This is a genomic window from Acinetobacter sp. YH12086, assembly GCF_013419345.1.
Taxonomy (GTDB): domain Bacteria; phylum Pseudomonadota; class Gammaproteobacteria; order Pseudomonadales; family Moraxellaceae; genus Acinetobacter; species Acinetobacter amyesii.
In genome coordinates this window covers 23,839-45,926 of record NZ_VPAF01000013.1, presented here as the reverse complement: position 1 = coordinate 45,926, position 22,088 = coordinate 23,839, and the positions used below count along the sequence as shown (strand labels likewise).

General features: G+C 40.6%; 20 protein-coding genes. 7 read left to right on the top strand and 13 right to left on the bottom strand.

The features are described from left to right. Window positions 1–21: 21 nt before the first annotated feature. From dnaX to FTU29_RS13140, 5 genes are all read right to left on the bottom strand, one after another. Entirely contained in the window at window positions 22–2,241 is a 2,220-nt protein-coding gene (gene dnaX / locus FTU29_RS13160; RefSeq protein WP_180122304.1) for a DNA polymerase III subunit gamma/tau, read from the bottom strand. A 134-nt stretch (window positions 2,242–2,375) separates the two neighbouring features. Beyond that, window positions 2,376–2,825 carry a copper resistance protein NlpE N-terminal domain-containing protein gene (locus FTU29_RS13155; protein WP_180035285.1) on the bottom strand — a complete coding sequence of 150 codons (450 nt, stop codon included), beginning with the start codon at window positions 2,823–2,825 and terminating at the stop codon, window positions 2,376–2,378. Between the two features lie 84 nt (window positions 2,826–2,909). After that, complete coding sequence (locus FTU29_RS13150) at window positions 2,910–4,196, bottom strand: serine hydrolase (protein WP_180122302.1); 1,287 nt, start codon at window positions 4,194–4,196, stop codon at window positions 2,910–2,912. A gap of 75 nt (window positions 4,197–4,271) precedes the next feature. After that, the gene (locus FTU29_RS13145; RefSeq protein ID WP_180122300.1) at window positions 4,272–5,126 is read right to left on the bottom strand and encodes a MaoC/PaaZ C-terminal domain-containing protein; all 855 of its coding nucleotides are present in this window, start codon (window positions 5,124–5,126) and stop codon (window positions 4,272–4,274) included. 133 nt (window positions 5,127–5,259) lie between these two features. After that, window positions 5,260–6,651, bottom strand: coding sequence for a 3-oxoacyl-ACP reductase (locus FTU29_RS13140; RefSeq protein WP_180007894.1), 1,392 nt, complete (start codon window positions 6,649–6,651; stop codon window positions 5,260–5,262). 241 nt (window positions 6,652–6,892) lie between these two features. Between FTU29_RS13140 and FTU29_RS13135 the strand changes: the two genes are divergently transcribed. Then, window positions 6,893–8,413, top strand: coding sequence for an acetyl-CoA C-acetyltransferase (locus FTU29_RS13135; protein ID WP_078193989.1), 1,521 nt, complete (start codon window positions 6,893–6,895; stop codon window positions 8,411–8,413). 107 nt (window positions 8,414–8,520) lie between these two features. Here the strand turns inward: FTU29_RS13135 and FTU29_RS13130 are convergent, their stop codons facing one another. Next, entirely contained in the window at window positions 8,521–9,468 is a 948-nt protein-coding gene (locus FTU29_RS13130) for an IS5 family transposase (RefSeq protein WP_180122299.1), read from the bottom strand. A 146-nt stretch (window positions 9,469–9,614) separates the two neighbouring features. Then, on the bottom strand, window positions 9,615–10,040 hold the full coding sequence (aceI, locus tag FTU29_RS13125) for a chlorhexidine efflux PACE transporter AceI (RefSeq protein ID WP_168377760.1): 426 nt from the start codon (window positions 10,038–10,040) through the stop codon (window positions 9,615–9,617). Between the two features lie 115 nt (window positions 10,041–10,155). Here aceI and FTU29_RS13120 point away from each other — a divergent pair, with 115 nt between their 5' ends. The 4 genes from FTU29_RS13120 to FTU29_RS13105 all read left to right on the top strand — a co-directional run bounded on the left by FTU29_RS13120 (window position 10,156) and on the right by FTU29_RS13105 (window position 14,273). Further along, the gene (locus FTU29_RS13120) at window positions 10,156–11,046 is read left to right on the top strand and encodes a LysR family transcriptional regulator (protein ID WP_111884264.1); all 891 of its coding nucleotides are present in this window, start codon (window positions 10,156–10,158) and stop codon (window positions 11,044–11,046) included. Between the two features lie 89 nt (window positions 11,047–11,135). Next, window positions 11,136–12,125 carry a transaldolase gene (gene tal / locus FTU29_RS13115; protein ID WP_168377762.1) on the top strand — a complete coding sequence of 330 codons (990 nt, stop codon included), beginning with the start codon at window positions 11,136–11,138 and terminating at the stop codon, window positions 12,123–12,125. Between the two features lie 73 nt (window positions 12,126–12,198). Then, window positions 12,199–12,849 carry a leucine efflux protein LeuE gene (gene leuE / locus FTU29_RS13110; RefSeq protein ID WP_180060075.1) on the top strand — a complete coding sequence of 217 codons (651 nt, stop codon included), beginning with the start codon at window positions 12,199–12,201 and terminating at the stop codon, window positions 12,847–12,849. 254 nt (window positions 12,850–13,103) lie between these two features. Next, on the top strand, window positions 13,104–14,273 hold the full coding sequence (locus FTU29_RS13105; RefSeq protein WP_180122298.1) for a benzoate/H(+) symporter BenE family transporter: 1,170 nt from the start codon (window positions 13,104–13,106) through the stop codon (window positions 14,271–14,273). Between the two features lie 344 nt (window positions 14,274–14,617). On the opposite strand, the gene FTU29_RS13100 is transcribed toward FTU29_RS13105, so the two are convergent. The 3 genes from FTU29_RS13100 to FTU29_RS13090 form a co-directional block, all read right to left on the bottom strand. After that, the gene (locus FTU29_RS13100) at window positions 14,618–15,178 is read right to left on the bottom strand and encodes a TetR/AcrR family transcriptional regulator (RefSeq protein ID WP_180122297.1); all 561 of its coding nucleotides are present in this window, start codon (window positions 15,176–15,178) and stop codon (window positions 14,618–14,620) included. Between the two features lies 1 nt (window position 15,179). After that, window positions 15,180–15,524, bottom strand: a complete 345-nt coding sequence (locus FTU29_RS13095) for an SMR family transporter (protein ID WP_078188613.1) — start codon at window positions 15,522–15,524, stop codon at window positions 15,180–15,182. A gap of 81 nt (window positions 15,525–15,605) precedes the next feature. Further along, the gene (locus FTU29_RS13090; RefSeq protein ID WP_180122296.1) at window positions 15,606–16,613 is read right to left on the bottom strand and encodes an alpha/beta hydrolase; all 1,008 of its coding nucleotides are present in this window, start codon (window positions 16,611–16,613) and stop codon (window positions 15,606–15,608) included. Window positions 16,614–16,924: 311 nt separating this feature from the next. On the opposite strand from FTU29_RS13090, the gene FTU29_RS13085 reads away from it, so the two are divergent. Continuing rightward, on the top strand, window positions 16,925–17,368 hold the full coding sequence (locus tag FTU29_RS13085) for a universal stress protein (RefSeq protein ID WP_078188615.1): 444 nt from the start codon (window positions 16,925–16,927) through the stop codon (window positions 17,366–17,368). 141 nt (window positions 17,369–17,509) lie between these two features. Beyond that, complete coding sequence (locus tag FTU29_RS13080; protein ID WP_078188616.1) at window positions 17,510–17,956, top strand: universal stress protein; 447 nt, start codon at window positions 17,510–17,512, stop codon at window positions 17,954–17,956. A gap of 48 nt (window positions 17,957–18,004) precedes the next feature. Here the strand turns inward: FTU29_RS13080 and FTU29_RS13075 are convergent, their stop codons facing one another. The 3 genes from FTU29_RS13075 to FTU29_RS13065 form a co-directional block, all read right to left on the bottom strand. Next, the gene (locus tag FTU29_RS13075) at window positions 18,005–19,033 is read right to left on the bottom strand and encodes a DUF1311 domain-containing protein (RefSeq protein WP_180107498.1); all 1,029 of its coding nucleotides are present in this window, start codon (window positions 19,031–19,033) and stop codon (window positions 18,005–18,007) included. A gap of 121 nt (window positions 19,034–19,154) precedes the next feature. Continuing rightward, window positions 19,155–20,630 carry an OmpA family protein gene (locus FTU29_RS13070; RefSeq protein WP_180122294.1) on the bottom strand — a complete coding sequence of 492 codons (1,476 nt, stop codon included), beginning with the start codon at window positions 20,628–20,630 and terminating at the stop codon, window positions 19,155–19,157. Between the two features lie 221 nt (window positions 20,631–20,851). Further along, on the bottom strand, window positions 20,852–22,087 hold the full coding sequence (locus FTU29_RS13065) for a dihydroorotase (protein ID WP_180035299.1): 1,236 nt from the start codon (window positions 22,085–22,087) through the stop codon (window positions 20,852–20,854). Window position 22,088: the final 1 nt, after the last annotated feature.

Here is a 22,088-nt window from a genome sequence, read left to right as displayed (position 1 = left end):
TTTTTATATCCAGCTTGAAACTTATTTGAGCTGGATATTTTGCAACTCACCATCAAAGCTTTTGAGTAAGTCTTTCACAACAGGCTCAGCATGTAATAACTCATTTGCACGTGCAAAGGCTTTTTCCTTGCGGACATGTTGTAAAGCAAACGGTGTGGTTTCTTCGACATCTTCAAAGCTGATATGGAAACGACATTTTGACCATTGTGCATGAATGGCTTGTTCCAATACATGCTGTAATTGAGTCACTAAAGCTTCGTATCGCTTTGGAATATGGAAAGTCGATTCACCGTCAATCGTACCTCGCATAATGCCATGCTGCGCCAACTCTTGTACCGCAGGTGAAAGTTGACTATTTCGGAACCAATACTCCCACTTTTCGACCGTCCACTCACCTTCAAGGGTCTGAGGCTGTAAAGTCAAAATATCTTGTGGCATCAAGGTAGAAGATGAACCCGTTTGAACAGCATCCGAAGAAACGGAACTTTGCGTAACTTGTGGTGGAGCTAGATCAAAACCATTGTCGCCTTGAGCACCCGAAACTGATTCATTCACCACATGTTGTGGTTCAATGGCATTTATCAAATGTGGCTGAGCTGTTTCGGGCTCTACACTTTTTGACTCTAAAGCTGTTGGTTCTAAAGGTGCAATATCTTCAAAATTTATAGCGCTCACATCAACTTCTTCAGTTTCAGTACTGGGCGTCGGATCTAAATCAAATAATGTATCTTCTGCCACGGCATCCATAACAAGCGTGTCATTTTGCTGTGTCGATACAGACTCAACCGGTGCAACCTCTTGCGTATCTAGAGTGCCATTTGCTGTAGATGCTTTAGAAGTTTGGCTTATTGCGTCTTCTTCAGGATCATCTAAAAAATCATCAGATGAAGGCTCATCAACTGCAGGTGCAGAAGCAAAGCCATCATCGTCATCATAATGTGAATCATCAAAATCGTCGAAAGCTGGCGATGTATCTACTGTAGATACAACTTCATGCTGCTCAACAGCGACAACCTGCTCAGCAGCATCAACAACAGTATTAGGTTTCTGCAAAGACCGTGTTTGAGTCGGCTGAACTGTATTGACTTGATTTTGAGCAAGCTGTGGCTGTGCTGCTGATTCTTGCTGTACGGCAGAGACCAACATTTCGTTCGGCTGTAATGGACGGAATGCTAATAGACGTAGCACACACATCTCAAAACCTTGCTCTTGTGTCACAGCCAACTGCAAGTCTGCCCGACCTTTACATGCGACTTGATAATACAACTGCAAGTCTTGAGCTGAAATTAACTGCGACAATTGCATAATTTTTTGATTGATCTCAGCGCTATATTTCAACGCTAAGTCTGGCAAGTATTGTAATAATGCCAGTTCATGCAAAGTCGAAATTAACTGATCCAATACCAGTGAAACATCCAGTGCTTGTTGACGGAATTGCATGAGTAAAGCACTCACGCGTTCACGCTGATTTTGATGAATGGCTAAAATCAAATCATAAATAATCGTACGGTCAATTAGGCCCAACATGTCTTTAACATCTTGGTGCTGAATTGAACCCTGACCATAGGCAATGGCTTGGTCAGTCAGTGACAGCGCATCACGCAGTGAGCCTTGAGCCGATTCAGCAATTTGCCAAATCGCATCTTGCTCCGCTTGAATTTGTTCTTTTTGTAAAATATCAGTCAGATGCGTGGTGATTTCATCCACAGCTAAAGGACGCAAAGTAAATTGCAAGCAACGTGAAATGACAGTAATCGGTAATTTTTGAGGATCTGTGGTTGCAAATAAGAACTTCACATGCTCTGGCGGCTCTTCCAAAGTCTTTAATAACGCATTAAATGAATGCGTAGAGAGCATATGCACTTCATCGATTAGATAAACCTTGAAGCGACCTTGGGTTGGAGCATAAGGAACGTTGTCGAGAAGTTCTCGAGTATCTTCAACTTTGGTCCGTGATGCCGCATCGATTTCAATTAAATCAATAAAACGGCCTTCATTTACTGCTTTACACGTTGGGCAGACTTCACACGGCGTTGAAGTTACACCCGTTTCACAGTTCAGACATTTTGCCAAAATACGGGCAATGGTGGTTTTACCCACACCTCGAGTACCTGTAAATAAATACGCATGATGTAACCGACCACGTTCTAAGGCACTGGTAAGTGCGCGTGACACATGGTTTTGCCCCACGAGTTCAATGAAATTTCGTGGACGGTATTTTCGTGCAAGTACTTGATACATGTATGCTCCTTTTTACAGGTGTAAGCATACTGTTTTTTTGTCTAATAGTGAAATAAATGGCAGAGTTTGGACAATAAAAATCCGATCTTGAGCTATCACAATGATCAGGCAAATTTAATATAAATTACGACTGCTTAAACTGCTTTATTTAAAAGGAAATCACTCTGCATTTGATAGCGTTTCGCCGTCTGGTCTTCACGAATTTCTAGCAATTGCTGATCCAAATCTACATACAAAAGATTGCGCGTTTGCACATTCATGAGTTCTAGCTGCTGCTTTGATTCATCTTTAAAACGAATTACACCTTTTAGCACTTCTACTTCGTTATGACCACTTAGACTTTCACGAGTAAGTGTATAGGTTTGGTCTTCATGTAGCTCAAGAGCCACAGCCATACCGGGACAATCTTCACAACGAGAAAGACAGCCCATACAAGGTGTTATGCCTTTAAAATTACCGACCCATGCTGCATGCTGTTTTTCAGCAGTAATTGCTTCTATCTCCTTTGATTTCGTTTGAGTTGAATCCTGACAACCCAACATTGCCGACGTTGCTACTAAGGGAATCAAAACAACTTTTTTCATAGGGATATCACAGCAGTCTAAAACTGCGAGGCAAAATAGCATATTTTTCACATTTCCCCAATTTCTGTTCTATTCCGAAGTATCTTAAATCCAGCCTTTACGCCCTTTTAATACTTTATCTGCACAGCGTAAGGTTTCTTGAGTTAGGCCCCATAAGCGATAATCGCCCGTGATCGAACCCGTCGCAAAGTTATGTGTATACGCAAAACTTAAATCACGCTGCGGATCACACCAGGCCCCAGAACCATTAAAACCAATATGTCCAAAACCTTCACTAGATTTACCTAAAGTTAAAATTCGATGATATCCCAAACGCCAATTCATCGGTAAAGGCATAATACGATCACGTTTTTTATATTGAATTTTACTTAAAGATTCAAAAACTTGTGGTGTGATTAAGGTCTGTCCTCGCCACTGGCCATGATTGGCTAGCATTGCATAGATTTTCGCTAAACTATTAGCACTAAATACGCCTGTTGCCGCAGGAATAATGGCTTGCAAACCCTCATCACTAAAAAATGAAAACTTGCGCATCCCTTTTGGAATCATACCATCTTGAAAGTCTTGCAAATTTTGTCCTGAAATTTGCAGGAGCTGATCAAAGATTGACGGTTTTCGTGTCTCGGTCTTTTTTTTCGTTGTCTGCGCTTGGGTATTTTCTTGAACAGAAGCATCTATAGTGCGTTCTTCTTTTTTCTTTTTCGGAATCAAGCGTGCAACCTTACCAAGTTGATGCTCTGGTACACCAAAAAAAGCATGATCCAATGCCAAAGGCTCAACCAAATAGTGTTGCATTAGTTCAGCAAGCGGTCGACCTGTGGCCTTTTCAAGTACACCACCGACTTGCCAACCGAAGGTTAATGGTTGATATGCTGCATCAGTTGTCGGTTCAAAACGTGGTTTGGCTTGTTCGATGACTTTAAGCATATGTGGCCAATCAGCCATTTCAGATGCTGTTTCAATGATATTACGGATATCGTATAAACCACTTTGATGACTCAGCATGTGCCTTAATGTGATATCCGACTTACCATTTTGAGCAAACTCCGGCCAATATGCGGCAACGGGAGTATCGTAATCAAGAAAGCCTTCGCTCACTAAGATATGTGCAAGCGTTGCAAGTACGCCTTTACCCGTGGAATAACAGACCGAGGGCGTATTGGACTGCCAAGCTTCTTCAGCTGACTTTTTACCAGTCCAAATATCCACGACTTTTTGACCTTTAAAATACACCACTAAGGCGGCTCCGCCTAAGTGGGTTCGAGCATCCTGCATCCGGCTAAATTGCGCCGCCAAATCTTGAAACGCCTCGTCAACCGTACCTTGAAAATTATTCTTCTGTGCAAATAGATATTCTTTGAGCGCCTGCATCATCATTCCTTTGAATATGAATCGCTTGAGATTAAAACAAAAAAGCCTAAACCGATATCGATTTAGGCTTAAGTCTTAAAGTGCCTTTACACTTCCCGCGACATGCGGCTTTTTGTTCTTACTATTTCGAATAGCAAACTCTGTATCTTTACCCGTTTGTGCAGTAAGGAACTCAACTTGAGAAGGCAAATACATCGGTAATTTAAACCAGACATCCGCTTCATAGGCATCTGGCAAAGTTAAGCTCGACAAGGCTTTGGCTTTACTCCACATACCATGTGCAATGGCTTGTTTAAAACCAAACGCTTTAGCGGTTACAGCATGAATATGAATCAAGTTAAAGTCACCAGAAGTCAACGCATAACGGCGACCGGTATTTTCAGAAACATTCCATTCAGCTTGAACTTGCAACTCAGCTGACTTTGTTTCGGTAGATTTTGCCGCAGCTTTGTTCTCGGTTTTTTGACGTGCTAAATACGTGGTTAATGATTCTACAACCACTTCATCGCCCACTTTTGCAGTGGTAATAAAGTCAAATTGCACGCCTTTATCATGTGGCTGTAATTCACCAAATTTGCATGACAATGACAGTGTTTCATTTACACCAACTTTGCGATATTGCTTCACTTGGTTACGAATATGTACCAAACCTAAGATCGCAAATGGAAAAGCTTCCGTAGTCATCATATGCATTTGCAAACTTTGAGAAAGCACAGCCAAATAAATCGCTGGGATATAACCATTATTTTTAAAGCCACACACTTCGTTATAGGCTTTTAAATGTTTTTGATCGACCTTAAATGAATCCACCACATATTCAACTAGCGGCAGCACTTTTTCAGCTTTAGGCTTTTTAAAAATCAAGCCTTGAATCACTTTTGGATAGGCTAAATAAGGTTTTGGAAGTTGACTAAAATGGCGAGTATTCATACTAAACCTTTGGAAGTTTTATCTTTATAAAGTTCCCTTCCTTTTAAAGAAGGATATTTTAAATCCCCCTCATCCCCCTTTGATAAAGGGGGACTTCTCCTCTCTTTTTCAAAGGGAGGTCGGGAGGGATTAATTAAGCCCCTAACAAGCTTTGACCACACACACGTACCACGTTACCGTTCAAGCCAGTCGACGCAGTTGAAGCAAACATCGCAATCGTTTCTGCAACGTCTACAGGTAAACCACCTTGACTCATCGAGTTCATACGACGACCTGCTTCACGGATTGCAAATGGAATCGCAGCAGTCATTTGCGTTTCAATAAAGCCTGGAGCAACAGCATTAATGGTTACGCCATTTTTCAATAATGGAGCAGTAAATTTAACCACACCAATTACACCAGCTTTAGAAGCAGCATAGTTGGTTTGACCTAAGTTACCTGCAATACCTGAAATAGAAGATACGCAAACAATACGACCATTTGCATTGAAGCCATCATTTTCAAGAAGGTAATCATTTACACGCTCAATCGCAGACAAGTTAATGTTAATCACCAAATCCCAAAGCTCAGGCTTCATATTGGCCAAAGTTTTGTCACGGGTAATCCCTGCATTGTGCACGATGATATCCAAACCACCTTGAGCAGCTGCCGCCGCTTTGATTTTTTCACCGGCATCGCTTGCAGTAATATCAATCGCGAGCGTAGAACCGCCAATTTCACCTGCAACACGGTCAAGGTCAGCTTGCTGCTGTGGAACGTCCAAACAAATGACATGCGCGCCATCACGTGACAATACATGCGCAATTGCTTCACCAATACCACGGCTTGCACCTGTTACTACAGCTGTTTTGCCTGCAAGCGGCTTATTCCAGTCAACATCCACAACATCTGCTTTAGATACACGAATCACCTGACCCGATACATAAGCTGAACGTGGTGAAATCACAAAACGTAATGCAGATTCTAAGTTTGCTTCAGCACCTTCGTCTACATAGACTAACTGTGCAGCAATCCCTTTCTTAAACTCTTTACCCACTGATTTTACAAAACCTTCTAATGCACGTTGTGCAATGGCTTGTTTCACAGTTTTCGCAGTCTCTGGTGTTGTACCAACAACGACAACGCGACCAGACGCCTGAATTTGACGTGCGATTGGGTTAAAAAATGCATATAGGGCATGCAGTTGTTCTGAGTTTTGAATACCTGAAGCATCAAATACCACAACTTTAAACTTAGACTCTTTATCGCCTTCGTTGAATGCGCTTAAGTTTAGACCTGATTTTGCCGCAGCTTGTTGTAATTCAGCATTATTGCCTGCATAGCTATTGGCATGAATATTTGCCAAGACTTGTGCAATAGCACCAGATAATGTTGAAGCAGGCGCTGCACCGAATAAAACCGCACCTTTTACTACAGGTGTTGCAGACTCAAAACGCTCTAAAAAAGTCGGTGATGGTAAACCTAAATTTTTGATGACAAATTTACCAATAGGAGATTTTGCAAATGTTTGGTATTGATCAGTCATGTTTATTATCTCTCATACAGATTAATTTTTGATGGATCTGAAGATATCCCTTTAACTTCAAGATGATGTCAGATACTTATATTTCAATAGTTCCATCAGTTTCCATGGAATCATACTTGAGTTAAACCGCAGATGGCTTGACCTGAATGCTTTAGCGAATGTCATTTTAGTCAATTTACCCATTTGGTGAATATGCTAATGTACCCAACAAGAAGATCATCCACATGCTTGGAAAAGCCTTATGAGCAAAACAACTCAAGAAAATCCAGCAGTCGAAACTCCGACCACGGAAACTGTGTCAAATACATCAAAGAGTACACCACGTACCGCTAAAAGTACGGGCACAGCAACCAAGTCTACAAGTGATGCCGCTAAAACGAGCCGTCCTCGTCGTGCATCTACACGTAATAAGACACCCGCTTCAAACCCTAAAACAGCTTCAAAATCAACAACTCAAACGTCTGTTCAACAGGATAATACCATGAGTCAAAACACAGTTCGCCGCGTTGCTATTATCGGTGGTAATCGTATTCCTTTCGCTCGTTCTAACGGCGCTTACTTCACTGCTTCAAACAGCGACATGTTCACCGCAGCATTAAATGGTCTTGTTGAACGTTTCAACCTTCAAGGTCAACGCCTTGGTGAAGTTGTTGCTGGCGCAGTGTTAAAACATAGTCGTGACTTTAACATGACCCGTGAGTGTGTACTCAATACTGAACTTGCTCCTGAAACACCTGCTTACGATATTCAACAAGCATGTGGTACAGGTTTACAAGCTGCTTTCTTGGTTGCTAATAAAATTGCTTTGGGTCAAATCGAAGTGGGTGTTGCTGGCGGTGTAGATACAACCTCTGATGCACCGATCGCTTTTGGTGATGGTTTACGTAAAGCTTTACTTGAATTAAACATTGCTAAAACAGGTAAAGACCGCCTAAAAGCATTAACTAAAATTAATGTTAAAGATTTAATGGATGCACCGAAGAACGGTGAACCACGTACAGGTCTTTCTATGGGTGACCATCAAGCGATTACGACACTTGAATGGGGTATCTCTCGTGAAGCGCAAGACGAACTTGCTGCATCTTCACATCAAAAAATGGCAGCTGCATATGAAGAAGGTTTCTTCGATGACCTGATTACGCCATTCCTTGGTTTAGAGCGTGACAACAACTTACGTGCAGACTCATCAGTAGAAAAACTAGCGAAGTTAAAACCAGCATTTGGTAAAGGCGATGCGCGTACCATGACCGCGGGTAACTCGACTCCACTAACTGATGGTGCATCATGTGTCCTTCTTGCGTCAGAAGAATGGGCAAAAGCAAACGGTCACGAAGTGCTTGCTTATTTAACCTTCCAAGAAACAGCGGCGGTTGACTTTGTAGAGAAAAAAGAAGGCTTATTGATGGCGCCTGCGTATGCAGTGCCTCGTATGCTTGAACGTGCAGGCATTACACTACAAGACTTCGATTACTATGAAATTCATGAAGCATTTGCATCTCAAGTATTATCTACACTAAAAGCATGGGAAGATCCTAAATTCTGTAAAGAACGTTTAGGCTTAGATGCACCATTGGGTTCAATTGATCGTTCTAAATTGAACGTGAAAGGTTCATCTCTTGCTGCAGGTCACCCATTTGCTGCAACTGGCGGTCGTATTATCGCAACTGCTGCAAAACTATTGAACCAAAAAGGTTCAGGCCGTGTACTTGTATCTATCTGTGCTGCGGGTGGTCAAGGCGTAACAGCGATTATTGAAAAATAATTAATCTGCACTATAAAAAACCGCTCATATGAGCGGTTTTTTTTATACCTATACATGGCTTTGTTGCACAAAGATTTGAAATACAAAGCCCCCTAATTGAGCCAAATTTAAGGCGTAACTTGGGTAAGTGGTCGACCTAATTCCGTAAATCTGTTGAGGACTGCTACACGTGCATGAATTTCATTGACTTGGCTATCAAATTTTCTTGCACTGAGTTTATCCCCCAATAATTTGATGCAATGCATCTTAGTTTCGACCAAACTTCGGCAATGATAGCCGGACCATTTTTTCCATAATGTCCTGCCTGAGAAGCACTGCTTCGCAAGATTAACCGTTCGAAGTAATTCATTTCGCGCTAGCGAGCTGATCTTTGTATCTTTCCATGGTTTCGCATTTTTTCTAGGTGGAATCACCGCATGCGCTTGCCGATCTGCAATGACCTGACGGCATTGCTTGGTGTCATAAGCTCCATCGGTATAAACAGAGTCAATCTGCTCATCTTGTGGAATCTGATCGAGTAAATCACCAAGCACTTGTGAATCACTCACATTATTTGTAGTGAGTTGAATGGCGCGTATTTGAAGGGTTTCAGCATCTATACCAATATGAAGTTTACGCCATTGGCGACGATATTCAGGTCCATGTTTCTTCCTTTTCCATTCACCTTCACCTAAAAACTTTAGACCGGTAGAGTCTACCAGCAAGTTAAGCCCACCACTGCTTTTTTGATAATTAATCGCAATATCAATATGTTTTTGTCTTCTGCAAAGCGTACTGTAATCTGATGCGGTCCAATTTAATCCACAAAGTTTAATCAGACTTTGCACAAAGCCAGTGACCATACGTAAAGATAGACGGAATAAGGATTTAATCATTAAGCAGCATTGGATAGCTGCGTCGGAGTAGGTTTGATTTCGCCCTTGTTTGCCTTTTGATGGAGCATACCATTGCGTAGCAGGATCAAACCAAATGGCAATATTTCCGCGACTCATGAGTGCTCGGTTATATGCGGGCCAATTGGTTGTGCGATAGATTTTGTGTGTAGGCTTCTTCATTTGAAAATTATATCGCTGAAAAAGCCTTTACAGATAGGTTTGTGCAACAAAGCCTATATATTGTTATTTGTAAATTTTTGCACTATTTTAATGCAAAAAAGGCCTGTAGTTATCAATACAGGCCAATGTAATTTTCTTATTGAAATTTAACGATATTGTGGTTGGTAACCCAAGTGCGCCTCAATCTGGTCATAGCACCATTGGAAAATAAATGTATAGACTAAAATACACATGGTCATACTAAAATCGAGCAAAATCGCCTGCCATAAGGTCATATGCATGGCATAAGCCACCATTGGGATGGTTGCAAGCATTAAACCGCCCTCAAATCCAATTGCATGTAAAACACGTACACCAAAGGTTCTTTTTAACTTTCTTTTTGCTTCAAATTTTTCAAAATAATGATTAAAAATCATGTTCCAAATCACAGAAGTGACCGCCATTGCAATACCGAGCGTACCTGTCACCTCCATCGGAACTTTAAAAATAAAACTTAACGCAATAGCAATGATCACCAATAGGATGATCTCATAGCTTAGCGCATGGATAATCCTTCTCTTGGAAATCGTCATTTTGAAACACTCTATCATTTGTAAAAATCACATTTTATTTTTATATTATTGATTAATCGAGTTAGGTTCTTTCAATATTATTGAAAGGTTGTATTCCTTTATTTTTTATATGCACATGAATATTAATCAAGAACAACTGATGATTTTTAAAACAGTCATGGAAACAGGATCATTTTCCGCAGCCGCCAGACAACTCGGCAAAGTGCCATCGGCAGTCAGCATGTCCATTGCGAATTTCGAAATTGATCTCAACCTTAAACTGTTTGAGCGCGTTGGTCGTGAACCTGTGCCCACCGCTCAAGCGCTTAACCTATACGAAAAAACTGAACAATTATTAATAGAAATTAATCAGTGGAAACAGCATGCAATTGCACTGAGTCATGGTTTAGAGTCTTCACTGAATATCGTGGTGGTATCAGAGCTACTACATACGCAGTGGACCGACTATATCTCTTTGCTAGAAACTCATTTTCCATCTTTGCAAATCAATATTTTTTCTGCGCCTCAAGAAGATGCCCAAAAGATGCTATTACAAGGTCAAGCACAGCTTGCTCTAATGTTTGAACGTGAACAGCTTGAGAGTTATGAACAATTTGTTGAATTAAAGCGTGAAGCACTGGTTCCAGTTGCGGCGACAAAACATGCCCTGTCGAAATTTAAGCAAGTCAGTTTTGAGCAAATTTTGCAAAGTCGGCAAATCGTGGTTGCAAGTCGTGATAAAAGCATCAAACCAGAATTGTTATTTTCCAAACACAGTTGGCGTACAGATAACCACCACTCAGCCTGTTCTATGATTATTCAAGGTCTGGGTTGGGGTGTGCTTCCCCTCGAGATGTTTAATGAAAATCCGACGCTCAAAGATCAACTCAAAATCTTAAGCTTTCAAGATTTCACACCCAAATTTGAATATTTCGTCGACTTGGTCTGGAACCGTGAAAAACCTCTCGGCTCGGCTGCTCATTTTTTGATTAATCACATCCGAAATTCACGAAAAACTACGATTTAGACTGCCTAATTGGGCGTTTTTTGGTTGGGTTCTAAACAGATTGTGTTATAAAAGTATGTACACCAAGAACATTAAGAACTAGATTTCAAATGACTCAAAATGCGTTAAACCAATTAAAAAGCCTAACAACGATTGTTGCTGACAGCAGTGATTTAGCTGCGATTAATACATTCCGTCCATTGGATGCGACCACAAATCCATCTTTAATTACAGCAGCGGCAAATCAACCTGAAAATAAAGAACTAATTGAAAGTGCTTTTGAACAAGCGCGTAAAGAAGGTTATCAAAATGATGAGCTGGTTGAGCGCACCATCGATATTCTTACGGTCAAATTTGGTGTAGAAATTTTAAAATTGATCGAAGGACGTGTCTCTACAGAAGTCGATGCAGCCTTGTCCTATGATACTGATGCCACCATTGCAAAAGCTAAAGAGTTATTGGCTTTATATGCACAGTATGGTATCGATCAAAACCGTATCTTAATTAAAATTGCCTCAACGTGGGAAGGTATTCAAGCCGCTAAAGCCCTTGAAGCTGAAGGCATTCACTGTAATCTGACTCTGTTGTTTGGTTTGCATCAAGCTCAAGCCTGTGCAGATGCTCAAGTCACGCTGATTTCGCCATTTGTTGGTCGTATTTTAGATTGGTACAAAAAAGCTGAAAATGTGGATAGCTACCCGATTGAGAAAGATCCGGGCGTGTTATCAGTGAAGCAGATTTACCACTACTACAAACAACATGACATCAAAACTGAAATTATGGGTGCTAGCTTCCGTAGTATTGATCAAGTGCTTGGTTTAGCAGGTTGTGATTTATTGACGGTTTCACCAAATTTATTGGCAGAACTGGAAAAAGATCAGCGTACCGTGGAAGTGCAACTGTCTAATCATCATGCGCATGCACACTGTCAACACGATGTACAAGTGCTCGACAAGCAAACTTTCAAAGCTGAAGTTGAAAAAGACTTAATGTCTTTCCAACTTTTACAAGGCGGTATTGATGGTTTTATTAAAGCACGTGAGCAACTAAGTAGCCTACTGCGTCAATCTTTTGGCTTAGATGCTGAAATTAAAGCTTAAATTAGAAATTTTCAGTTTCATCCAGAACCGAAGTTGTATACTACAGCTTCGGTTTTTTATTTGAGTGTCTTCAGTGTTTGGAATCACAGACTTAACGACCTTTATTATTGGTACGATATTAATTGTGATTTTACCCGGTCCAAATTCACTTTATGTCATGTCTGTTGCCTCTCGCTATGGCATTAAGGTCGGCTATTTAGGCGCTTTTGGCGTTTATACTGGCGATTTGATCTTAATCTTACTCACTGCTCTCGGTGCTGCATCCTTACTTCATGCCTTCCCTTGGTTATTCTTATTATTAAAAATTGTCGGTGCGCTGTATTTAAGTTATTTAGGTATCAAACTTTTCAAGGCTGCCTACCAAACATGGAATGCCGTTCAAACGCCAGAACAACTCGACACCAAACAACTGAGTTTGAGCGAACTGAAACCGTTTAAGACCGCATTAACCATCAGTATTTTAAACCCTAAAGCCATTCTTTTTTACTTATCGTTCTTTGTGCAATTCGTCGATCCTGCATATCCATATCCTGCGATTACATTCACCGCACTAGCGATCGTATTGCAAATTATCAGTATGAGCTATTTAACGATTTTAATCTTTTCCGGTGCAAAACTGGCCACTTATTTTAGCCATCGTTATAAATTTACGGCATGCTGTGTAGCAGCGGTTGGTCTTCTATTTTGTGGATTTGGTCTAAAGCTTGCGACTTCTACCATGTAAACGACATGGGCAAAGTATTTCTGTTTTTTTACTTAAAAATCTATATGCCTTTAAACTTTTGAATGGTTGAAACATCCTCAATGTAGGTTGTCGATTCGTTCTATTAAAGTGCCGTTTGTTAAAGTGTCATTTGTGAATAAATAAAGTATTTCCATAATATCTCGATGAGCACTTTTACTGTACAGGACTTGAGCGTATCATCCTGAAAAATGTCATCTTAAATCTGCGCCAACAATAGTCATAGCTCGATCATTATGCAAAAACTACTACAAGACTTCTCCATTCCAGCTGCTTTTGCAGGTTTTATTACGTTCTTAGTCGGGATCAGTGTCTCGGCTGTTTTGGTGATCCAATCTGCACAAATGCTCGGTGCCAACACTGCAGAAATAACCTCTTGGTTTTGGGCCCTAGGTTTGGGTATCGGCTTAAGCGGGCTGATTCTGTCTTGGAAATTTAAATATCCCGTTGCGACTTCATGGTCCACTGCAGGACTGGCACTGATTTTAGCGACTGCAAATGGTTACAGCATGAATGCCGCCCTAGGTGCTTTCTTGGTCTGTGGCTTATTGACAGCAATACTTGGATTTTTAGGCATTTTTGAAAAAATACTGCGCTATATCCCGCAATGTCTAACTAGTGCAATGTTGGCGGGTGTACTCCTTAAATTTGGTATTGAGCTATTTGTCAGTTTACAAAATGAATGGGCATTCGTTCTGGGTTTACTCGCGGCTTATATCATCAGTAAACGACTGTTACCACGTTATAGCATTGTCATTACGGTGATCATTGGCATTATGCTTTGTCCATTGTTACTTGGCTTTCAATTACCGGCGCCTAATTTAGAACTCGCACAGCCGGTTTGGGTCACACCTGAATTTTCGATCTCAGCAATACTGGGTTTGGCGCTACCACTCTTTGTAATCAATATGGCCTCTCAGTACTTACCGGGTTTAGCCATGATTAAAAGTTATGGCTATCAACCCCACGTTAATCAACTGATCGGTTGGACTGGGACAGCCCAAACGCTACTCGCGCCATTTGGATGTTTTAGTGTCAATATTGCTGCGATTAGTGCTGCCATCAGTCTAGATGACCAAGCCCACCCCGATGAGAAAAAGCGCTATATCGCAGGTATGACCTGTGGCTTCTTTTATATTTTGATGGGCCTGTTTGCAGCCACTTTGGTGAGTTTCTTAACCGCTTTCCCATTGGTATTTATTACCGCTTTAGCAGGCATTGCCCTACTAGGCACCATTGGACACAACATCGTCATTGCTTTCCAAGAAGCGAGTGAACGTGACGCTGCTCTACTCACCTTCTTGTTTAGTGCATCGGGCGTACAATTTTTTGGTATTGGTTCCGCGTTTTGGGGATTGGTCTTTGGTTTAGTCGTACATGCTATTTTCAAATATAAAAGAAATTAAGCCCTCAGTTAAATAATTTGCTTCAAATAAAAGAATGATACGCGGTAAGGTCATACGCAAGTGTTTGATAAAGGACTATTTCTAATCAAAAATGTTTTTGCGGTACTTTGAATAATTAGACACTAGTGAACAAGTTTTGCGGTGAGGAGCAATGCTCCGCAAGATGGTTTCCTTACGTAGCACGCTTCTCATTTTGCCGAATGAGAAACAACATTTCAAGAGTACCTCCAGCCGAAGGCTAATCCCTTTATTCAATCCCTAGATGTAAGACTCTGTCGAATAGACTTAAAAATCATTTTAAAAATGCGTAATTACTTTTACGTATGTAAAATCAGTTATTTAATCTATTTCGCTCGATACGTTCGGGCGATCAGTTCTTGTTTTAATAATTGGGTTTCACTTTCGTCTTCCACTTCTGTAAAAGCGGTGAGCCAAATACCATCAGCTGCATAACGAACAATTTTCAGTTCTATATCTGAATCGGTCTGATGATGTCGCTCTAAACGTGAGTTCATCCATTCAATCCAATATTCATTAAATGTTTTATCGGTCAGCATGGTCATCGAAATCGCGGACCATGACAGTTGCAAACCCATGATTTGTTTTTCTAAGGTAATTTCAATATAGGCTCGGGTAAAGCGACCGTACGGCTCAGGGTCTTCGTCAATTAAACGGTCAACGACTTCGTCTAATTGAGCCAAAAGCATGACGATCATGGACTCTAAGAGCTTTTGTTTGTTTGAAAAATGATGAAATACCCCGCCTTTTGTGACCCCAACTAAATCCGCAACGGCTTGAATCGACACCCCGTTGACACCTTTATCTGCAGCAAGACGGATTGCATGCTGCAAAATACTTTGGCGTATCAGTTGAGGTTCTTTCTTGCGCTGATGCGGATTATCCATATTAGTGTCCAGCTGAAGTTGAAAACAGGTTGATCACGACCACACCTGAAACAATCAGGCCTATCCCTAACATGGCTGGGAGGTCTAAACTTTGACGAAAGATAAAGTAGCCAATTAGTGCAGTTAAAACAATACCAACGCCTGCCCAAATGGCATAAGCAATACCAAGTGGTATGACTTTAATCACCTGAGACAATAAATAAAATGCCAAACAGAATAAAACTGCGACAGCCAATGAAGGCGCAAGTTTGGTAAACCCTTCTGATTTCACCAAAAATGTCGAACCAATTACTTCTGAGATAATCGCTAATGACAGTAAGCCATAGGCCAATGTTACCGAATTCATTAATCATTCCAAAATAAACATACCAACTGGTAGGTATGTTATTAAGTTAAAGATTATTCTGCAAGCCTTTTAAGTCTGTTTTTAATTTTTGACGGTCTGTGTGTGTTGTTGCAAAAATTCTAAAGTACGATCAAAGGTCTGCTGGCTGGCCTTTTTACTCATCATAAATTGATATTCATGTACCAAAAATTCTTTCGAATCTGGATAAAATACCGCTGTCACAGGTACATTATTTGCCAGCAATTTTTCTACAAAAGGCTCAGATTGCGTTTCGGTTAAAAAATCTTTATTGCCACCGCTGATAAATACAGGCGGATAATTTGCATTAATATTTGAGGCCGTTGAAATACGCGTTAAAAACTCGGCATCATCTTTTTTGTCTCCGGTATACGCCTGAACTAAGTTATAGACGCCCCACTCGATCAGTCCAATCTCTGCTGGTGCAGTATTTACAAAGCTGTTTAAATCATAAATACCACAATGTAAAATCAGCCCTTTAAGCTGTGAAGGCTTTAATACAGGTTGAATCTTTGACGCTTGCGCAAAATCTGGATTCGTAACCAAGGCGGCATAATGACTGGCCATATTTGCACCTGCAGAATCCCCTGCCATATACATATTTTGCGAATCAATGCCATATTGTGCCGCATGTAGATTCAAAAACGTCAATGCAGCATCAATTTGGTTGAGCTGTGTGGGATAAATGGCTTCAGGTGCAAACTGATATTGAACCGAAACCACATTATAGCCTTGGGCTGCGAGCCGTTTAAAATATCCACCTGCATGCTCTTTTGAGCCTGAGACCCAACCGCCCCCGTGGATCCAAACAATCGTTGGTCTTGGTGCAATAACCGTACTTGTTTCAGGTTGATAGATATCCAAGTTTAAATTTGGATTTTGTAGATATTGAATATTTGACTGCACAATAACATTGTCAGGTGCATGTAGGTTGATAAAGGTCTTTTGAACTTGTGTCGATAAGTTAAATGCGCCTGCAATCACTTTGGTACTGCTTTGCGTGTTTTGACAACCAGACAAATGCAACACTGAACACATGCTAAGTGCAACCAACCCTACTTTATATGACATATCTAACTATCCAATCGCATCAATTCTGTTATAAATCTTAGATTTAAAACTGTATATAGTTTAGGCTTATTTTTATAAAGTTCAAATTGATCATTTAGGCTCAAAATCCGAGAAAATTAGTCGATTTTATTTTAATATTTTTTGAGCAAAGTCCGAGTTTTCCACTCAGATTTATTTGACGGCTTATCGACATTAATTTATGTAATTTTATGAATTTACAATATTTTTTTGATTAATAAATTGAACCATGCACGACAATGTGTTATCAATAATCTATAGGGTTTAAAAGCAAAATTACAGGAGATTGTTCCATGTCATATCAAAACATTTTAGTACCTGTCGATGGTTCAGAAATCTCGTTTTCTGCAGTAAAAAAAGCTGCAATTATTGCCAAGGCATTTAACAGCCAACTCACTTTAATCAGCCTTGTTGCTGAAGACCCATTTACCGATGCAGACTTCTATTATTCTTCATCAATCATGAAAGAATATTTCGTACAAGCTTACGCAAATGCAGAATCTGCATTAAAAGAAGCTGTGCAAATCACGACTGAAGTTGGTATAGATGCACAAAGTAAGATTATTAAAGGTCAAGTTTCTGCTGAAGGTGTAGTAGAAGCAGCCAATGAAGTCAAAGCCGATTTGATTGTTATGGGTTCACATGGTCGTAAAGGCTTTAAGAAAATGCTACTCGGCAGCTTCGCACAAGATGTGCTCAGTAATACTGAATTACCTGTGTTGGTTGTAAAAGCTTAAGATGACTAAGCCCACATCATGTGGGCTTTTTTCTATTCAGCACACCCTTCACCCATAGGCTTACCCTTTTGTCTAATTCATACAATATCGTGAATAGAGCAAGATTAGATTGATAACATTTAAAATATTAAGGAAGCAGATATGAGTCAATATCAACAAATTTTAGTCCCTGTGGATGAATCTCCAATTTCATATTCTGCTGTTGAACATGCGCTAAGCTTGGCTAAAAGTCAAAATGCACAAGTGACCATTGTTAGTGTTGTTGCTGTTGATCCATTCGTTGGTGTCGATTTCTATGCTGTTGCACCTGCAATCACTGAATATTTTATGCAAGCTGAAAAAAGTGCTCAGCTGCGTTTAGAAGATATCAAACAAACCTTTGTACGTGATGGTATCGAAGTTAAAACTCGTTTGATTCATGGTGTATCGCCAACTGAAGGGATTTTACAAGTGGCTGATGAAATCTCTGCGGATTTAATCATCATGGGTTCACATGGACGCACAGGTTTGAAAAAAGCCATGCTAGGCAGCGTGGCACAAAATATTTTAACGCAGTGCCCAATTCCTGTTTTGATCATCAAGCAATAAACTAAGATTCAAAAAAAGCCCTTCATTGAGGGCTTTTCTTCTTTTAGATCAATTAAACACGTTATTTAAATACACAATTCGTTCTGTAGTTTTCTGATTAAAACATTTGGTATATTGCAACTCTTGATTTTGCGTATTCATCGCATCATCCCAGTATTGCGAATGCTTTTGATAAGTCTCTTTTTCACTTTCATTTAATGAATAAACACTTTTTTGTGCAAGCACTTTACAGTCGATATCACGCTTTTCAAACCAGTCTGCTTGATCTTGCTGTAACTGCGCCTTTTGTTCATCACTAAAACGATCCCAAGTCTGATTGAGACGATCCACCACTTTGGCATTATCCTGATCTAGCTCTTTCTTACGAATATCCATCGCCTTTTGTGCAAGGCTCATTTGTTGAGATTGACTCTCCATCCCTTGCTGATAGGATTCTTCGTCTCGCTTATTTTGTGCACTATATGCCGCATATAGCACCGCATGACGTGTCACTGTTACAACGCTATCAATTACGTCATTTTGACTTGGGACACTTAAACTTAAACCATCTTTGTCCGTTTTAGTGATGCTATAGCTAAAGTTCCCTTTAAGCTGATCATTGTCCATGCTTAAGCCTGACTCACCATCTTCGAGTGAATCATTCAAAGTATAATTACCACGTTCTTCACAGCCTTCGTCACATGGTCGTTCAGCATAGGCGTTTTCAGCACGCTTTTGTAATCCTTTCGGGAAAACCACCAACAATTGACTGCTACATTCCAATGTTTTGGCTTTATTAGGGTCTTCAGTTAAAGTCGTGACATTTTGAATGTTAAATTTTAGATTTTTTACAATCAGATCCATGAGTTGCTGATCGGCTTCATAATCTGACTGACGTATTTCTTTGTTTAATTCTTTGAGATATTCTTTTTTTAAATGATCTTGCAATTGGTCGATATTGGCTTGTGCTGTACAACTCCAATCTTCCAAAGCAGGCGCTTCCGTTTTGGCTTCAGTATCTTTTTTATTTTTAAAATTATCACAGCCGGATATCAATGCCGCAGACAACATGAGGCTCGTGATGACTATTTTTTTCATTGTATAAGTACCATTATGATTTTATTCTTCGGGCGTATTTTACTCAAAATTACAGCGCTTTGACGAGAAAAATCCCCGCATGTGCAGGGATTTTTTATATATCATCTCATTTAGTACGGTTTTAATTGGTCTTTTCAGTTACGCCTTCGCTGGTGACATCTCGTACTTTACCATTCTCGGTATTTAAAACTTCAAACTCAATACGACGGTTTTTGAATTGACCTTCTTTGGTGCTGTTTTCTGCTACCGGTTTTTCTTGACCATAACCCACCGCTTGAAGCTGTGCAGGATCAACGCCTTTCGACACCAAGTAATCCACCACAGCTTGTGCACGCTCTTGCGATAAAGCTTTATTCGCTTCCGCATTACCCACAGCATCGGTATGACCTTGTACAGTCAGATGTACTTCTGTAGCGCGCTGCATTAACGCTGCCGCTTGATCCAAAATCGATTTATTCACGTCAGGAATATCAGATGAACCTGTCGCAAAATTAATAATTTGTAAGTTCAGCGCAGTCGCAACATCTAGCGCACGAACTTGTTCAGGGTTAATGCTTGCTAATGCTTTTTGTGCATCAGTAATACTGTTATCTACTGCAGTTTGTTCACTCACACCTTCTTGAACCAATACCGTCATATTTTTTGCTAAAGGCTTAATTTGATTGGCAAGGTTTTGAGCATCCGCAGGATTTTGCGACAAAATCGATAACTGATTTTCTGTCCAGGTTAAAGTGGTATTTGGCACACCTTTAAGTTTTTGCAGAACCGTTGGAATGGTATCTTGATCAATAAATTGCGTATGGTAACTGGCATCAGATGAAGCACCACAACCCGTATTAAAGTTAAAGATCTGTTTGACTTGTTGCTGCAAAATTTCAAGATAATTTGAATCACCAGTTTGAATTTGACAGTTGGTTAACTGCCCATCTGTACCGGTGCTAAATTGCAAATGTGCTGGCTGAGATGCAGCAGGCTGTGCAACCGTTGTTGCAGAGGTGGTTGGTTCTTCTTTATTAGTACAAGACTTAAACCAAAATGCGATCAGACCCAATAATATAAGCAGCGCAATAATTGGCAATAACCAATTCGAGCGTTTTTCTTCAACGATAACAGGTGTTGGTTCAACAACAGGCGCTTGGTGTAACGTACGGCCAGCTGCAGTGTTTACCCCTAAACCTGCGAGTAAAGGCACTGCCCATTGTGGTAGTGCCGCCAAAATGCTATCTGCATGATTATCAAGTAAATGCGTGATTGCGACGGGATCAGATGAACCCGCTTCATTTTCAAGTGCCCCTAAAGTTGGAGCTATAGAGTGGTTTAAGGTTTGCTCTATTTCTGACGTTAGGGCCGTACCGCCACCGAGATGTTGCAAAAATTGATCTTTTAATGTGGGATTTGCTGAAAATATATCACTAATACGAGGGTTTAACTGTTTTTGAAAGGTATCAATAAATTCAGGTTTGGATCGAAAAATATTTAACAGGAATGGAATAAACTGGCTAATGGCTGAATTTTTTTCAGTTAAGTGTTGTGTATCACCGTCTAGCACAATCGAGGAGACGTGCTGCTTAATCAGCGCTAATAAGTCTATATTCATATTTGTACTCCATGCGGTTGTCATTATTTTCATGTGTACTTTAGTTTATATGCTTATTTTTTGATCAAATGTAATAATTTGTTCGGACTTGTCAGCGCGTTAATTTCTTTTCTATTTTCAATCTATTAATTTCAATCCTCATAAAAAAAGCCAGCCGAAGCTGACTTTTAGATATCAAATTAAAATGCTAGGACTCAACATTTTCCATGTTGAGCTTCAGCTTAAACGGCATAAAAAGCTTGAAGCACTTTACCTTTAACGGTGTGCTGAATTAATGGTGTGTTCTTACCATTTGACACAATCGTGTCTTTATTAATGGTCCACTCAAGTTCAGGATCAACAAGCACCCAACCCGCTTCATCTGCCCAACGTTGTTGCATATTGGCTACTTTAGCAGGTGCGAGTGTGACTTTTTCAACCCATTCCAGTGGGCTTAATAGGCCTTCTTGAATCAATTGAATACCAAAAGGCACATAAGTATCAAATGCGGTAAAACCGGGCTGTGTTTCAGCAAATGGCGCCATTTTCGCTGAGCTGCTCAGCGGCTCATGATGCGTACAAATCGCGTCAATCACACCGTCTTTTACCGCTTGGCGGAGCAAGTCTCTATCTTGCTCAGAACGCAGCGGCGGACGAACATGTGCAAGTGAATTAAAGCCGTCGATCAACTGATCAGTTAAATGCAATTGGTGCATGGCTACATCGCAAGTCACAGGCAAGCCTTTCGCTTTGGCATGTTTAATCAATTCAACAGATGCACCTGATGACAACAGACCAAAATGCGCACGCACTTTAGTGGCTTCAATCATCAGTAAATATTTTGCAATGGCTACGGTTTCCGCTAATGCAGGGATCATCGGTAAACCTTGACGAGATGCGACAAAGCCTTCATGCACACAGCCATCTTTGGCAATCTGCGGTTCTTCGGCATAGAACACAACGGTCATGTTCAGACCCGCTGCATATTCCAAGGTACGAATCACCACATCATCGTCCATAAATGGCGCATTGGCATTCGATACTGCTGTACAGCCGCCTTTTTTCAAACCTGCCATATTCGCCGGCTGCTTGCCTAACAAGCCTTGAGTCTGCGCGCCAATCACCTGCAGGTAAATGCCGCCATCTAGCATGGCTTTTTCCACCAGACCATGAATCAATGCGCCATTGTCTTGCACAATCGGTTTAGAGTCTGGCGGCGTAAACACATGCAGAATACCATTTGCACGCGCAGCCTTACCTTCTGACTTTAAAGTGCCGTGCTGCTGCTGTCCCGGCTCTCGTAAACGCGCGCAAAGGTCAACCATACTTGGCATCAGCCATTTGCCTTGACCATCAATGGTTTCAGCGGCATTGCTTTCGGCAACCAATCGGCCATTTTCAATATAAACTGTCTGTACGCTGTCAGTTTGATTGATTGGATCTAAGACACGTACATTTTCAACTTTAACAATACTCATG